Source organism: Arthrobacter sp. HMWF013 (assembly GCF_003061105.1).
Lineage (GTDB): Bacteria > Actinomycetota > Actinomycetes > Actinomycetales > Micrococcaceae > Arthrobacter.
The window spans coordinates 1-12,694 of record NZ_QAIQ01000080.1; the positions used below are offsets into that span (position 1 = coordinate 1).

Sequence of the window (12,694 nt, forward strand, 5' to 3'; positions counted from 1 at the left end):
GTCCTGCACCTTCGCGCCGATTATTGGGGATCAAGTGAACAACAACCAGCAGCCAGGATGGCCGCAGCAGCCTGACAACCAGCCGCAGCAGCCGCAGGACGGTCCGGGCTACCCGCCGGTTCCGCCGGCTCCGGCGCAGGGCCAGGGCTGGCCCCCTCCCCAGCCGCAGCAGTACGGCCAGCAGCACTACGGACAGCAGCCGGGCCAGAAGCCCTACGGTGACCCCAGCCAGCAATACGGCCAAGCGCCCGCCTTCACCCAGGCGCCGAAGTCCGGCATGCCCGTGTGGGGCTGGGTGGCAGGCGGAGTGGGCGTGGTGGCGGTCATCGCCGTCGCAGGCATCCTGGCAGTCAACGGCCTCGGCGGCGGAAGCACGGAACCCGTCGCCGCCCCGGCTCCCAGCGTCAGCGAGTCAGCAGAGCCGCAGGAATCGGCCGATGCCTCGCCCAGTGCCGGGGCGGAAGCCGCCGGCGCCATCTACCTGTTTGACGAGTCCGATTTCAGCACCCCGCCCGTCTGGGCCATCAAGGAACCCGCAGGCTGGACCAGGGAAGAGGTCAAGGACGGCATGCTGCGTTACCGGAACGCCGGTCTGCAGTGTACGTTCACCACCTACCAGGCCGCCCTGGAGCCCACTGGCGAATCCGGCGATGAGGCCACCACGGCGCTGGTGATGGCTTCGGAGATCGAGGCGGTCAAGACGGCCGCCGGCAAGCCCGTGGAAGTGGTCACCGATGTGGCGTCAACCTACGTCAACCTGCGCGACGGCAGCCAGGAGATCGAACTCCAGGAAGCCCGGCTGCGCTTCAAGAACGACAAGGACGTTGACGTCACCTACCGGATGGCCGTGCGTGCCACCGCCAGCAGCAACGGGCTCATGGAACTGGCTCTGGCCTGCCCCGGCAGCCTGGCCACCGAGTCTGAGCTGTGGCTGGAACTGACGGACGGCGTCAGCATGATCGACGCGTCGTAGCCGGTTCCACCGAAAGACAGGTCAGGACGCCCGCCCCGCAAGTGCCAGCTCCCGTTCGGGGACGGAACGGACGACGGCGGGATCCAGCTTTGCGGAGGCCCAGCGGCGGAGGGGCCGTTCCACGAACCGGAACGACAGGTAGGCCATCAGTACCGTCAGGGCTGCCGCCAGCGGCACGCGGACCCAGAGCGACGGGACAAGCGGCATCAGCAGGAGATAGACCGGCAGGTGCCAGAGGTAGGCGGCGTAGGACAGGTCGCGGCCGGGGTTGGCAAGCCAGGGGTGGCTCAGGATCCTGGAGGCGGGACCGGCCGGCCGGAGGACCAGCGACCCGATGACCACCCCGGCCAGCAGTGCCAACACCGTGGGGCCAAAGGTCCAGAAGACGCTGAACCACGTACCGGGCGTAGCCGGCTCGTGGAGAACGAACACCGCGGCCACCAGGGCAAGCCCGGCGAGCGGACCGGCCCAGCGTGCACCGGCCTGCAGCGAGGCATGGACCCGGGAGCCGGGAGTGACCGACGCAAACACCAGGGCCAGGGTGCATCCCAACAGCAGCTGATCGGCCCGGGTGTCCGGCCCGTTGTAGAGCCGGGCCAGCGGCGCCCCGGCTGATACCAGGAAAAACCGCGAGATCAGGAAGCCTGCTGCCAGGGCAGCGGTCAACCAGGCGACGGTGCGGACTTTCCAGAACCGAAGCATGACCAGCAGGAGCACCGGCCACACCAGGTAGAACTGCTCCTCCACGGCCAGGGTCCAGGTGGGGCTCAGCGCGTTCCCGCCGGTGGAGGAACCGAAAACGCCGAAGTTGGCCAGGTTCATCACGTAGGAGGCCGCCGGTATGGCGTTGGCTTCCTGGCCGCCCCACCCCGACCGGGGAAAGACAAAGCCAACAGTCACCACCACGGCGCAGACGGCCAGCAGCGCCGGCCAGAGACGGGCGAGCCGCTTGGCGTAGAAGACGCCCAGGCGCAGCCGGCCCGTTGCCTGGTATTCCTTCATGATCAGCAGGGTGATGACAAAGCCGCTGAGGGTGAAGAACACGTCCACGCCGATGGACCCGCCCGGGACCAGTTCCGTCACGGTATGGAAGAGGAAGACGAACGCCACCGCGACGGTCCGCAGCCCGTCGAGGGCGTGCTTCCGCCCAGACATGAGCCCGTTTCCGGGCGCCACCGGGCCTTCCATAATTGCTGAAGTTCCACTACTTGACCAAGAATTCACCCATCCAGCTTACATAACGTTTCTATAACCCTGCTGGGGGAAGGCTGGATGGAGCCAGGGCGGAGCGCCTTGCGGGCGCCTCGACCGGGCGTGGAATTCAGCGAAAATCCCGGCTCTTAGATGTCCACAAACAGCGAGCTGGGGTTCTCGATCGCGTCGGCAACGAACCTCAGGAATCCGGCTGCCGTGCCGCCGTCGCAGACGCGGTGGTCGAAGGTGAGCGTCAGCTCGGTGACCTTGCGGACAGCGAGTTCCCCGTCCACCACCCACGGCTTGTCCATAATGCGCCCCACCCCGAGGATTGCCACCTCAGGGTGGTTGATGATGGCCGCGGAACCGTCCACCCCGAAGACGCCGTAGTTGTTCAGCGTAAACGTTCCTCTGCCCAGTTCCTCGGGCGTCCCTTTGCCGTCACGTACGACGGCGGTGAGCCGGCGGATCTCCGCGTCCAGTTCACGGACGCTCATTTTGTCCGCGTTTCGGATGGAGGGAACCATCAGACCGCGGTCTGTCTGGGCCGCCACTTAGAAGTAATCTTTGCTGCGGTCAGCGTAGAAAGACTCCGGGAGGATGCCCAAGATACAGAACCTGCGACCCGTGTTGGTCGTGGGTCCCTAAGTTTCATGTCCCATTCGCACGTCCAATTCGCGGGCGCTTAAACGTTAGGTCGCTGCTCCACGTAATAGTCGCGTACTCGTCACGTGAGCGCCCCGATTCGAGTAGCACCCACACCACGTGAGTACTCGCTAGGCAACAAAACGCGTAACCTCCACGGTGGTTGTGCAACTCCTAGCCAAATAACTTCTGCTTATGGTCAAAGAGATTGGTATTGGGGAGCAACGGGCATCGCTGGGCGATTCCGGCGTTAAGCGCCGAGGGCTTCTCCGACTAGGAACCCTGATAACTGCGCTAACCGGTGCTTCCGCTATGGGTGCGGGCAGGGCCCAGGCTGCTCCCGATGATAAGACCCTGCCGACCAACACATATATCCCAGCTGCTGAGAAGGCGACACCGTCGGGCGTCGCGACTTTGGATGCGAATGCAAAGATCCTCCCGGCCCAACTTCCTGACCTTTCTGCCACGATTCTTGCCGAAGGCGGAACGGTTTTCGCCAGCCAGTCGAAGCTTGCGACGAATTCGATCACAAGGCGAACAGAAGAGACAAAGCGGCAGCACGCTTACGCGCGTTCATTGGCAAAGGAAGCGGCGGGCAAGCCGCTGCCCACGTCCCCCTCGCTGGTGACGGTGAATGGCGACCAGGCCGCACGCATCCAGTGGCCTGCACGGTGGAATTACTCGACGCCCCTGCCTCTGGTGATTCAGTTCAAAGGCACCGACGCGGGCGGGGACAAGTTCTACGAGGCAAGCTTGCCGAACGCGGCATCTGAGCTTGGCGTTGCCATCGCGACGGCCAATTTCCACGGCAACAGCTACGGCTCACCCTCGGCGCTGGCCGACGCCCGTGCCCTGTACGAGTACGCACTTACCAAGGCGCCCATCTCTGGCGTGATCCTGCATGGCACCAGCATGGGCGGCCTCGGTGCACTGAACGCCGTCACAATGGGAGTCTTCCCTGACGCGCTCGGCATCTTCCTCTCTGACCCGGTTGTGGATCTGCGGCAGCGGTACGACGCGGGCGGCGGCCGGGACGCCCTGATCCGCACCGCTTACGGCATCGCGCCCAACAGTTCTGATTACGCAGCCAAGACTGCAGGCTATGATCCGGCGCTCCGCACGGCGGCGGACTTTAACGGCGTGCCCATCTTCATCGTCGGCTCATCTAATGACAATGTGGTTCCCTTGGCGCTCCACGGGCAGAAGCTCAAGGACAAGCTGAATGGATTTAGCAAGGCCACCCTGCTTGACACTCATGTTTTCGGGCACAGCGGTGGGCCGTCGTTCCCGGTGCCTGAGTTCAAGCTTTTTCTGCTCGAGGTTACAGGCGGGCCGCTTGCCCTTCCCGAACAGGCGGTAGCGCAAGGCAAACCTGTCATCTTTGACCTGGACCCCAATGCCCTCGCCTTCGATAACGGCGCCGACATCACCACATGGTCATCCGAGCGGGGCAGCGTCCCAATCACGATTAGTACGCGGGGTACCAACTACCCGAAGATGTCCACGGCCGGCCCCGGCGGGCGGAAGATCGCAACGTTCGATGCTGCAATGGGGCAGTCGCTCAGCAGCGCTTTGGGCGTATCCATGATCAACCAGCCCGTCACCTACGCGCTCATTACCCGCATCCGGGCCGTGGGATCGCAGCGCATCCTCGCATCACCCTCAACAAGCCACTACCATTTGATCCACACACAGGTCGGGGACGTGGGCGTGCGGGCGGCTGTAAGCACTACCGCTGACGCGCAGTCGATGATTGATAACACGGTCACCCTTACAAACCTATGGCGCGTGGTCATAGTGGCGTTTGATGGCAGTTCCTCCCGCCTCAAGTCCGACTCTGGTGCTGTCGTCAGCGGCACGACCAACATGAATACGTCTGACGGCGTAAAACTCGGTGCGAACGGTGTTGGTTCCAGCTACTTCACCGGTGATATTGCCCGCGTTCTGGCTATCAGTGGTGCCATGAGCGCGTCGGATATGACGGACTGGGCGGCGGAACTTGCCGTCGAATACGGGATCTAGAAGCGGCCAGTAAGACCGGAAATTTTCTTCGCTGCCCCTCGGCCTCACATGTCGGCCAGCACTGCCGCTGGATACTCCATGCAGTCGGCAACGAACCTCAGGAATCCGGCCGCCGTGCCGCCGTCGCACACCCGGTGGTCGAAGGTCAGAGTCAGCTCGGTGACCTTGCGGACAGCGAGCTCGCCGTCCACCACCCACGGCTTGTCCATGATGCGTCCCACCCCCAGGATCGCCACCTCGGGGTGGTTAATGATGGCCGCGGAACCATCGACGCCGAAGACACCGTAGTTGTTCAGCGTGAACGTCCCGCTGCCCAGTTCCTCGGGTGTCGCCTTGCCGTCGCGTACGACGGCGGTGAGCCGGCGGATCTCCGCGTCCAGTTCGCGGGCGCTCAGTTTGTCCGCGCTGCGGATGGAGGGAACCATCAGGCCGCGGTCCGTCTGGGCCGCGAAACCAAGGTTGATCCCCTCGAAGGAGACGATCTCCTGCGAGCCCTCGGCAGAGGCTTCGATGCGGGTGTTCAGCTCGGGGAACCGTTTTAACCCGGCCGTGACAAAACGGGCGATGAACGCGAGAAGGCCCGGCGTTTTGTGCGGATCGGACTTTTTGAGCCCTGCCCGCAGCTCCACGAGTGCGGTGGCATCCACATCAACCCAGACAGTGGCTTCGGGGATCTCCGAACGGCTCCGGGCCATGTTGGCGGCAACGGCCTTACGGACGCCCTTCACCGGGGTCCGGGCCGAAATGCCCAGCCCTGTGCGGGAGTCAGTTCCTTCGGCGCCCTGGGTTGGTTTCGGTGTTGGGGCCAGTACGGATACCGGCGTTTCCACATCCGTAGTGTCTGCCGCTGCCTGCGCCGGACTGCTGATGGCAGCCTCCACGTCCTTGCGCATAATCAGCCCCCTGTCGCCGGACCCGTGCACCGCTCCGAGGTCAACGCCGTGTTCCCGGGCCATCCGCCGCACCAGCGGGGAGATGACCGCGCCCAGCTTCCCGGGAACCCTGGTGCGGAGCAGCAGCAGGTCATCGGCCGCCTTCTCGGCGTCAGACGGTCGCGGCGATGAACTGTCGCCATCTGGGCCCAAAGACGCCAACCCGCGTGGAGCCCGGGTACGCCCGGTGGTACCACTGCCGCCCGGTGTCCCGTAGCCGATCAGCACATTCCCTGAACCGGCCTTCTCCTCTTCTCGGTACGTATCTGCCGCGGCTTCAGCCGCAGGAGCCGGACCCCCCACGGGAGCCACCGAGATGAACGGCTTGCCCACCTCGAGCGTCTGCCCGGGCTCACCATGGAGCACGGTGACAGTGCCAGCGTAAGGGGAGGGCACCTCCACCACGGACTTGGCCGTTTCCACTTCGGCGATGGGCTGGTCCACCCGGATCTCATCCCCCACGGCCACCAGCCAGTTGAGCAGTTCGGCCTCGGTGAGGCCTTCGCCCAGGTCGGGGAGCATAAATACTTGCAGTGCTGAAGTCATGTCTAGTTCTCCCACTGGAGGTCGTCAACGGCGTCGAGGATACGGTCCACGCCGGGCAGGTAGTAGTGCTCAAGCTTCGGTGCCGGGTACGGAATGTCGAACCCCGTCACCCGGCGGATCGGCGCCGCGAGGTAATGGAAACAGCGTTCCTGGACCCGCGCCACGATCTCAGAGGAGACGGAGGCGAAGCCGTGTGCTTCGGCGATCACCACGGCCCGGCCGGTCTTGCGGACAGACGCGCACACGGTCTCGTCATCGAAGGGAACGATCGAGCGGACGTCGATGACTTCCAGCGAGCGGCCCTCCTCGGCAGCCGCCGCGGCCGCGGCAAGCGCCGTCGGAACGGACGGTCCGTAGGCAATCAGGGTCGCGTCGGTCCCGGGACGGGCCACGGCGGCCTTGCCTTCGGAGGACGTGCCCGAATCAGCGTTGGCTGCGTGCTGCGCGCGGAGGTCCGCGAGGTCCACCAAGTCCTTGGACCAGTAGAGCTTCTTGGGTTCCATGAACATGACCGGGTCATCCGAATCTATGGCCTCCCGCAGCATGCGGTAGGCGTCGGCGACGGTTGCAGGTGTGAACACCTTCAGGCCGGCCGTGTGGGCGTAGTAGGACTCGGAGGAGTCGCAGTGGTGCTCCACTCCCCCGATCCCGCCCGCGTAGGGAACGCGGATCACCATCGGCAGCTTCAGCGCGCCCTTGGTGCGGTTGTGCATCTTGGCCACGTGGCTGACGATCTGCTGAAACGCCGGATACGCGAAGGCGTCGAACTGCATCTCCACCACGGGCCGCATCCCGTTCATGGCCATGCCCACGGCCATGCCCACAATGCCGGACTCGGCCAGCGGGGTGTCGAAGCAGCGCTGCTGGCCGAACGTTTTGGTCAGACCGTCGGTGATGCGGAAGACGCCGCCCAGCATACCCACGTCTTCGCCGAACACTAGGACGGACGGGTCGGCCTGCATGGCATCAGCCAAGGCCGTGTTGAGGGCCTTGGCCATAGTGATGGCCTGCGGTCCTGTTGCTTCCTGGACGGCTGCGGCGGAAGCAGCGGCCCGCGCGGTGGCCGCGCTGACATTGCCGTTGGCCTCGGAGGACGTGGTCACGGTGGGACTCATTTGGTGGGCTCCTCGGGTGACGCTTCGCGGGCAAGTTCATCCGCGAGCATGGCGGACTGCTCCTTCAGCTGCGGTGTGGGTGCCGAGAACACGTGCCTGAAGAGTTCCAGCGGGTCCACGGGGACATCCTCGCTCAGCCCCTCGCGGAGCTGGGTGGCAACTGCTTCCGCCTTCGCCGCAATCCGGGCGTCGCCGTCGTCCAGCAGCCCCCGGTCCGTGAGGTAGGTCTTCATCCGGCTGATCGGGTCCTTGGCCAGCCACTCGGCCACCTCGCCGTCCGGCCGGTAACGGGAGGCGTCATCGGCGTTGGTGTGTGCCTGCATCCGGTAGGTGTTCGCTTCCACCAGGAGCGGCCCCGAGCCGTCCCTGGCAAGCTTGACTGCCCGGTCAAGGACGGCGAGGAGGGCCACCACGTCGTTGCCGTCCACGCGTTCGCCGGCCATGCCGTAGCCCACCGCCTTGTGGGCGAGCGACGGAGCCACGGACTGCTGTGACAGCGGCACTGAGATGGCGTACTTGTTGTTCTGGACGAAGAAGATCACGGGCAGGTGGAAGACGGCGGCGAAGTTCAGGGCTTCGTGGAAGTCGCCCTCGCTGGTGGCTCCGTCGCCGCACATCGCCAGCACCACGGTGTCCTCGCCACGGAGCTTGGCCGCGTGGGCCACTCCCACGGCGTGCAGGAGCTGGGTGGTGAGCGGGGTGCACTGGATTCCCACCTTGTGCTTGGCGGGATCGTAGCCGCTGTGCCAGTCGCCCCGGAAGATGGTCATGGCCTCCACCGGATCGACTCCCCGTGCCATCACGGCCACAGCGTCCCGGTAGGTGGGGAAGATCCAGTCGCCGGCGGACAGGCAAAGCGCGGCTGCCACCTGGCAGGCTTCCTGGCCATGGCTGGACGGGTAGACGGCCATGCGCCCCTGCCGGACGAGTGCCGAATTCTGGTCGTTGACCCGGCGCCCGACGACTAGTTGCTCGTATGCTGCCAACAGTTCTTCGTCGGCGGGCAGCGGGTATTCGTGGCCGGGCTCGGTGCCCTGCTCGCTTTCGGCCTTGAGCCGTCCGTCTGGGCCCACCATTTCAATCTGGTGGTGGGCGGGAAGCATGTAGTCCTCGGCAGTGATGCCGAACTTGCGCACCGCTTCCGATACGGCATCTTCAGCCGGCAGCCGCTGCGCCCGGTCCGGCGCAGAGTGGTCCGCGGAGATCGTCATTGGTCAGTCCTTCTGTAGCCACTAGTCAAACCCAGTATCGTCCCGAGACGCGTTTCGTATCCAGCACTTCCACGAATCGTGGAAGGTACCGCCGGATGGGCCTAGTCTGGAAGACGAATCGTAAGTGTGATCTGGACAACGAGTGGGAGCAGTGGACGAATTGGCAGGACGTGAAGGAGACAGCGCCGAGGTGCCGTTGGACGACGTCGATCGCAGGATCATCAGTGAGCTCACCCGGGACGGCAGGATGTCCGTGACGCAGGTGGCCGAAAACGTCCATATCTCCCGGGCCCATGCCTATACGCGGATCGCCAGGCTGACCGGCGAAGGCGTCCTGACCAAGTTCACCGCCCTGGTGGACCCCATCAAGGCAGGCCTGAAGTCCTCCGCCTACGTGACGCTCAAGGTAAGCCAGCATTCCTGGCGTGAGCTGCGTGAAGAGCTGAGGTCAATCCCGGAGGTGCACCACATCGCACTAGTGGGAGGAGACTTCGATGTGATCCTGCTGGTTCGCGCCATCGACAACATTGATCTGCGGCGGGTGATCTTCGACCAGCTCCAGTCAATGCCCGGAGTTCTGGATACACAGACTTTTCTTGTGTTTGAGGATGTTGATACGCGCTAGGTACCGGAGGACAAACTCGACGGTTGCCTCGTTCGTCCGCTATGTACCCCGATGAATTCCGGGGCAGAGCCGATCTGGTCCTTGGCTACAGCAAGCGCCAAAGCTAAAACAACCCAAATCTTAACGTCGAAAAAATAGGATGTAACCATTGATGAGACGAGCAACGCGGACAACCATCCAGCCATGAGAAGGCGCGCTCCTGGGATCGCACGCCTGTATAGCGTGCGTGCTGCAACTATCACTAGGATGGCTTCGGCGGCGAGAAGAATCACTCCCCCATCCAGCAATGCCTGGAGCCAAACGTTGTTGGCGATCAATTCATTGGCAGAAATTCCGGGGACGTGAACTCCCGTCATGGCCGCCAACGCATCCCTAAAGTTTCCACCGCCGATGCCAGTCAGTAAGTCCTGCTGAGCGATCACCCACGCGGCGTCATACGTGTCGAGGCGCGGAGCGTTAGAAGACTGTTCGGTGGGATCGAAGATAGTTGCGGCCCGCTCAAAGAATGTTTCGTAAATGTCGGGCAGTGCTAACCACATGAACACCAATACCCAGATGGTAATGAGGAAGAGAGGCGTCAGTTTCTTGGTCAAGGACTTATCTGGACGACGGAAGAAAGCTAGGACGAGAAGGAGAGGCAGGGTGAATACGGTCGCTCGACTGTTCGCCAGGATCAGAACAATTAGCAAAAATCCTACAAGCCATATATTAATGGACGCCTTGGTAATATGAGCTCGCGCAAATACAGCGGCTATCACCAAGATGAGAAAATAAGCGAAGTAAGCGGCTTCATATGAGAACGAAGAAATGCGACCCAACCCACCCCCCGTGGCCTCATATTGGATTAGTTGCGGCAGGCCAGCGTAAAATGCGGTCAGCTGATAAAGCCCGAATACCGACGCCAGGATGCCGCCCCTAATGAAAGCTGTCAGCGCGGAGTCCAGCCCTCCAAAGGTGCGGAGGTTCGTGAAAACTGCCAGAAATGGAAGAAATGCGCCCAGGACTACCGTTCCAAACTGAATTACTGCCAGTTGAGTATCAAGCGCAAACAGGGCTCCCACGAAATAGGCGATGATGACTGCTAAGGCGAGACCGATTGCAGGGTGGGCACCCATGGGAGGTCTGCGGAGAGCTACACGATCCACCAGCGTCAGGGCAAATGCCAGAGCGAATGCCACAATGGGTAGCTTCAGGTTGAACGTACCAACACTGATCCCTGCGAACCTATCCCAGGACACAGAGAACAGGCCCACCCACAGCAATATCGTTGAGAAGGGTGTCTTGGCTTTGGTCGGCGTCAGCAGCGAAGGCCGCAAACTGATGGCCTGGTTGGCAGTCCCCATGTCCCAAAGGATACCGGGAGGTACCACCGAACAGTGAATCGGTGCGACACGGGAAGAGGCGCTAGTCTGAAAAGCATGGGGAGAAACGACTCTAGTAGGATGCCGGTAATCGATGTAGCCCGCGGCTTGGTCATTGTGGGCGTCGTTTTCAATCACACGGTCGACGGCATGGTGTCAGCGAGAATCCTGGATATCGGGTCGCCGATCGGCCAATTTAACAATGCTCTCTACGTGTTCCGTATGCCCGCTTTGGCGTTCTTGCTCGGGATGTTCATTCCTGGCGCTGTCGGGAAACGTGGGAACAAAGGTTACATCCGAGAACGGGCTACTTTTGCCCTGTACCTGTACCTGATCTGGTTCTTCATCCAGAGCATCGCGGAAATCCTCACCAGCAACGTGCGTAACAACAATAGGGAATGGGATTCGCTTCTGCATGTGTGGGCAATGCCAGCACATCTGTGGTTTTTGCCATTCCTCGCCGTTGGCACAATTGTCGCTGTCGTGGCAGCGGCATGGAGATCACGCCGGAGAGCCTCGGTTGCACTCATTGGTGTAGGTGTCATCAGTTGCCTAGCATGGGGCTGGAACCCGGACGGCTGGTTCGGAATGCGGGGCCTGTCGTTGCTATTCTTCGTCGTCGTGGGATCTGCCCTCGGGCTCAGACGCGTCGGCATGGCGCTAAGCGGAACATGGACGAGAATCGCCCTTGTGGCCTCGGTATCAAGCACTCTTTTCGTGGCCATGGTCCTTTTGGGGGTTATGCCTGGCACTCAAAACATCGGGGTATCGGCCTGGTGGGTGAGGCCGTTGAGCATGCTAGCGGCGGCCACTGGCATTGTGGCTCTCTTATCGGTTGCCGCATTCTTCTCGAGGGTGCCAGTCATTTCGTGGGTTTTTCGAATCCTTGGACGATACACTCTTCAGATATACGTCGTCCACGTGATGATAGCCGCAGGCACGAGAATCGCGTTGACGCGCCTCGGCGTTGACTCTGTGCCCGGCATACTAATTACCGGCGTTATTCTTGCCACACTCGTCCCGGTTGCGATGGCTCGGGCGGCCGACAAGTTCGGGTTCGCCTGGCTGTTCACTCCGCCCGGAGCACTGGGCCGGTGGTCCAAAGCGGCAAATATGCCCGCGCCCAAGCGAGAAAATGCGTCGGTAAAGTCGGAAAATCGAAGTCCATGACCCGTCAAAGCAAGTCCAGACAGAACAACGCAGACGACATGCCGCTCGGTTTTCCCCGCCAACATTTGATGGACAACTGAAGACGAGCCAGCCTCACAAGCCGACATTGGTTCCACGTGCGGCGCACGTCGCCCGGGCTCGGCCGGACAGCACGGTTTCCGTGGACCACGTGGGTGAAAGCGCATAGCTATTTTTGCAGGCACCAACCCTCGGCATCCAAAACGCGTGGCCACCAAACCGGAAAAAGTTGAGATTCACACCGCCGAAGTAAATATTCTCCTGATCAGTGGTCGCACGCAGTGTCAATACGAGTATTCAGCTTCGGGCTTTTATGTGGCCTGCGAATACGAACGGCCCGTCGAACGGAAGGGGAATCGCCGCCTTTAGCCGCGCCATGATTGACCCGAGCTGCGTCGACTATCCTGGGAGCAAGGCCTCCATGTAGATGCGTTGTACGTGCTGCTGGTGTTCAGCCGGCGAGGTGAGCCGGGGCATAGCTGAGGCCATGCCCCTCAGCGACGCGATGTCGGCGCCATCCACATATGCAATGGCCTCTTCCACGGCTGCCGGGTCGAACAAGAATCCGTTAGTTGAGGTTACGAAGTCCGGGATGCCGCCCATTCTTGTTGCCAAGACGGGCACTCCGTAGTTGATGAACTCCATGACAACCTGCGGTCCGTTGTCCTCCCACACAGGGAGGACAACGCCAAGGTCGGTGGACGCCATAATGCGGGGAAGGTCGGCAGGGTCGTATGCACCATGAACGACTATCCCCGCTTTTTCGGCGAGTGCTGCCCAATTGCCAACAGCGCGCCCGTAAAAATGGAATTCGATGTCTTTCCTGGTCACTCCTGCAGCCAACTGTACGAAAAGTTCGGCACCCTTGTGCTCTGACAACAC

At 62.3% G+C, this 12,694-nt stretch carries 9 protein-coding genes and 2 pseudogenes; 4 read left to right on the top strand and 7 right to left on the bottom strand.

The window, feature by feature from the left end; genetic code table 11:
- Window positions 1-973: pseudogene (locus tag DBR22_RS03805) on the top strand (hypothetical protein); the annotation flags it as partial.
- A gap of 21 nt (window positions 974-994) precedes the next feature.
- Here the strand turns inward: DBR22_RS03805 and DBR22_RS03810 are convergent.
- Together DBR22_RS03810 and DBR22_RS03815 are read right to left on the bottom strand one after the other, a co-directional pair.
- A complete protein-coding gene (locus DBR22_RS03810) occupies window positions 995-2,149 on the bottom strand; it encodes an acyltransferase family protein (RefSeq protein WP_258229029.1) in 1,155 nt (384 codons plus the stop codon).
- Window positions 2,150-2,313: 164 nt separating this feature from the next.
- Window positions 2,314-2,718 (bottom strand): annotated as a pseudogene (locus tag DBR22_RS03815) (2-oxo acid dehydrogenase subunit E2); the annotation flags it as partial.
- 289 nt (window positions 2,719-3,007) lie between these two features.
- On the opposite strand from DBR22_RS03815, the gene DBR22_RS03820 reads away from it, so the two are divergent.
- Entirely contained in the window at window positions 3,008-4,834 is a 1,827-nt protein-coding gene (locus DBR22_RS03820; RefSeq protein WP_146187367.1) for a hypothetical protein, read from the top strand.
- A 44-nt stretch (window positions 4,835-4,878) separates the two neighbouring features.
- On the opposite strand, the gene DBR22_RS03825 is transcribed toward DBR22_RS03820, so the two are convergent.
- Genes DBR22_RS03825 through DBR22_RS03835 form a run of 3 tightly spaced genes read right to left on the bottom strand, consistent with a single transcriptional unit; the run spans window position 4,879 to window position 8,638 of the window.
- On the bottom strand, window positions 4,879-6,312 hold the full coding sequence (locus DBR22_RS03825) for a dihydrolipoamide acetyltransferase family protein (protein WP_108597860.1): 1,434 nt from the start codon (window positions 6,310-6,312) through the stop codon (window positions 4,879-4,881).
- Between the two features lie 2 nt (window positions 6,313-6,314).
- Window positions 6,315-7,427 carry an alpha-ketoacid dehydrogenase subunit beta gene (locus DBR22_RS03830; protein WP_108597861.1) on the bottom strand — a complete coding sequence of 371 codons (1,113 nt, stop codon included), beginning with the start codon at window positions 7,425-7,427 and terminating at the stop codon, window positions 6,315-6,317.
- Window positions 7,424-8,638, bottom strand: coding sequence for a thiamine pyrophosphate-dependent dehydrogenase E1 component subunit alpha (locus tag DBR22_RS03835; RefSeq protein WP_108597862.1), 1,215 nt, complete (start codon window positions 8,636-8,638; stop codon window positions 7,424-7,426). Before DBR22_RS03835 ends, DBR22_RS03830 begins: the two co-directional genes overlap by 4 nt.
- A 160-nt stretch (window positions 8,639-8,798) precedes the next feature.
- On the opposite strand from DBR22_RS03835, the gene DBR22_RS03840 reads away from it, so the two are divergent.
- Window positions 8,799-9,263 carry an Lrp/AsnC family transcriptional regulator gene (locus DBR22_RS03840; RefSeq protein ID WP_108597866.1) on the top strand — a complete coding sequence of 155 codons (465 nt, stop codon included), beginning with the start codon at window positions 8,799-8,801 and terminating at the stop codon, window positions 9,261-9,263.
- Here DBR22_RS03840 and DBR22_RS03845 read toward each other — a convergent pair.
- Window positions 9,260-10,606, bottom strand: coding sequence for an O-antigen ligase family protein (locus tag DBR22_RS03845; RefSeq protein ID WP_108597863.1), 1,347 nt, complete (start codon window positions 10,604-10,606; stop codon window positions 9,260-9,262). The two genes, DBR22_RS03840 and DBR22_RS03845, sit on opposite strands and share 4 nt — an antisense overlap.
- Before the next feature lie 75 nt (window positions 10,607-10,681).
- On the opposite strand from DBR22_RS03845, the gene DBR22_RS03850 reads away from it, so the two are divergent.
- Complete coding sequence (locus DBR22_RS03850) at window positions 10,682-11,794, top strand: acyltransferase family protein (RefSeq protein WP_108597864.1); 1,113 nt, start codon at window positions 10,682-10,684, stop codon at window positions 11,792-11,794.
- Window positions 11,795-12,211: 417 nt separating this feature from the next.
- On the opposite strand, the gene DBR22_RS03855 is transcribed toward DBR22_RS03850, so the two are convergent.
- A partial coding sequence (locus tag DBR22_RS03855) for a glycosyltransferase (RefSeq protein WP_181365013.1) occupies window positions 12,212-12,694 on the bottom strand: 483 nt, incomplete at its 5' end.

Excerpts from the sequence above, each read along its gene's own strand:
- DBR22_RS03835 (WP_108597862.1), bottom strand. The coding sequence starts at position 8,638 with ATGACGATCTCCGCGGACCACTCTGCGCCGGACCGGGCGCAGCGGCTG.
- DBR22_RS03845 (WP_108597863.1), bottom strand. The coding sequence starts at position 10,606 with ATGGGGACTGCCAACCAGGCCATCAGTTTGCGGCCTTCGCTGCTGACG.
- DBR22_RS03830 (WP_108597861.1), bottom strand. The coding sequence starts at position 7,427 with ATGAGTCCCACCGTGACCACGTCCTCCGAGGCCAACGGCAATGTCAGC.
- DBR22_RS03820 (WP_146187367.1), top strand. The coding sequence starts at position 3,008 with ATGGTCAAAGAGATTGGTATTGGGGAGCAACGGGCATCGCTGGGCGAT.
- DBR22_RS03825 (WP_108597860.1), bottom strand. The coding sequence starts at position 6,312 with ATGACTTCAGCACTGCAAGTATTTATGCTCCCCGACCTGGGCGAAGGC.
- DBR22_RS03850 (WP_108597864.1), top strand. The coding sequence starts at position 10,682 with ATGGGGAGAAACGACTCTAGTAGGATGCCGGTAATCGATGTAGCCCGC.